Origin of the sequence: Soonwooa sp. (genome assembly GCF_032062245.1) — a bacterium.
Taxonomy (GTDB): domain Bacteria; phylum Bacteroidota; class Bacteroidia; order Flavobacteriales; family Weeksellaceae; genus Soonwooa.
The window spans coordinates 1-2039 of sequence record NZ_DAMBQF010000060.1 but is presented as its reverse complement, the minus strand read 5'-3'; the positions used below and the strand labels follow the sequence as shown (position 1 = coordinate 2039).

General features: G+C 33.2%; 3 protein-coding genes. 2 read left to right on the top strand and 1 reads right to left on the bottom strand.

Annotated features, from left to right (window positions below; genetic code table 11):
- Positions 1-335 precede the first annotated feature (335 nt).
- Entirely contained in the window at positions 336-695 is a 360-nt protein-coding gene (locus RT037_RS13785) for a hypothetical protein (protein ID WP_313032361.1), read from the top strand.
- A gap of 85 nt (positions 696-780) precedes the next feature.
- Here RT037_RS13785 and RT037_RS13780 read toward each other — a convergent pair whose 3' ends face one another.
- Positions 781-1536 (bottom strand): LuxR C-terminal-related transcriptional regulator, encoded by a 756-nt coding sequence (locus tag RT037_RS13780; RefSeq protein WP_313032358.1) that lies wholly within the window; start codon positions 1534-1536, stop codon positions 781-783.
- Between the two features lie 103 nt (positions 1537-1639).
- On the opposite strand from RT037_RS13780, the gene RT037_RS13775 reads away from it, so the two are divergent.
- Positions 1640-1990: a hypothetical protein gene (locus RT037_RS13775; RefSeq protein ID WP_312323941.1), complete on the top strand. Its 351-nt coding sequence runs from the start codon at positions 1640-1642 to the stop codon at positions 1988-1990.
- The last annotated feature ends 49 nt before the right edge of the window (positions 1991-2039 follow it).

Here is a 2039-nt window from a genome sequence, read left to right as displayed (position 1 = left end):
AATAGAAAAATGAATAGACTTAAAATTGAATTAATTTAATAATGCACTACGAGTAATCTTATATATCATTATAAAGCCTTTTTTTTTATATTACGATATTTTATTCTGCAATCTTTTGTATTGTTATGTTAATATTTGGAGCTTAATTGTACCTTGAATGATGAGTTACAAAAATGAACGTTTTCGTTTTTTATTTTTACAAATATTTGAACTTAATAACACTAAAGTTAACTTAAAGATACTGAATGACAAGTAATATTTTGATACAAAAGTATTGTGAGCATTCCAAAGAAAAAATGAAAACCACCCCTGTAAGGTCTGTACTGAAAAATACGGTGGAGCTTGCCATACATACCACAAACAGCGCAACGGAATTTGAAAAACAACTCGTTGAGCAAGGTATCAATACGGTTGTCCGCAGGAACAACAGCGGACGGATTTACGGTAGCACGTTCATCGATCACGAAAGCCGAGCCGTTTGGAACGCTTCACAATTAGACAGAAACCTTTCTGCAAATCTGTTTAACGATTGGTGGAACAATGGTAACAAATCCGAATTAAAGATACAGGACATTCCTATTTCCAATACGAAGACATTAGACAACCAACCAACAAAAGATCTTTTTGAGTTTATCTCACAGGAACGTCCACAGAGTTCCGATTTGGGATTATTCAGCTTGTTGCCCCAAGTATAGGGCAAGGATTACGAGTAAGAACAGTTTGCTAACCAAATGAAGAAAAAGAAGAAAGGCAGGAGGTTATAGCAATTTAATTTCTTTTTCACACCCATCCCTCACGTACAGCTTTTACTAAAAGCTCCTGAACATTTTCACAGCCTGATTTTTCCAAAATATGTTTACGATGATTTCTTATGGTATGAATACTTCTTTCCACTTTTTGGGCAATAGCCTCACTGGTTAATCCCTGTACTACGAATCCTAAGATTTCCTGCTCTTTTTTAGAAAATACATTTAGCGATTGCATAAACTCATCATTCTGGTGTACATTGTAATAAGAAGGTGCACCTTGCATACCAATAAAAGAAAGCTTGGGTACACCTGTGATATTTAGGTGTGTTAAATCGGTAAAAATACCTAAAGTTCTTACACCTCCCTTAGGAAAATAATAGATTGGCACGATCTGTTGCTGTACTCTTTTATAAGAACCTTCCCTTGTTTTTAAACGGTAGTCGTAAGCAAATTTGTATTTGAAAAACAAGTCACCTTCCAATCCTGAAAAGAAGCGTACCGCACTTTGCTCATAATGGTAATAGTAAGGTAAATCTTCGGGATGAATGTTGTTCATTACCACCTGTAAATAAAAATCGTCAGGCGTATAACTAAATATATTTTCAACATTGGGGCTTACATATTCCATTTCGGTAGTGCGGGTATTAAAAATTACATAAAAGTATTCGCCAAAATGGAAAACGTCCATATAACGGTTAATAAGTTCTTTTTGAGACAGATCAATTTGCTCGTTTACAACCTTGGAGATACTGTCCCAAATATCGCGTAGCTTATTTATTTTATCCATTATTTTAGTGCTAATTATGTTTAAAATAGCTACATGTAGCTATTTTTTACCTAAAATAATAAAATTAAATTTGTTAAAACCATTAACATTAAAAATTTTTACTATGAAAACAATTACAAAATTAGGTTTGGCTGTACTACTGTTTTTATTTACAGGATTAAATGTGAATGCACAAGTACCCTCGGGAACATACATGAGTTTTGGTTCTGGATCACATCATACTATAACTGTAACCGAAGAAACTATTAAGATAGAACCCTGCCTAAAATATGAAAGTGCGCTTTCTGTCGCGAACGAAACATATGAATTTAAAAAATTGGACAATACCAACAATTTTGGTTGGAAGGGATATTCTGATGTTATATTGAATTATAATAAAGATACCAAGGAAATTAGTTTCAAGGAACCCGTAAATATGAATAATCACCGACATTTTAAATTTATGCATATGTAAGTCTCCCCAAAAACCGGACATTTTATAACCCTAAAGTTATTAGCAAAAA

Excerpts from the sequence above, each read along its gene's own strand:
- RT037_RS13780 (WP_313032358.1), bottom strand. The coding sequence starts at position 1,536 with ATGGATAAAATAAATAAGCTACGCGATATTTGGGACAGTATCTCCAAG.
- RT037_RS13775 (WP_312323941.1), top strand. The coding sequence starts at position 1,640 with ATGAAAACAATTACAAAATTAGGTTTGGCTGTACTACTGTTTTTATTT.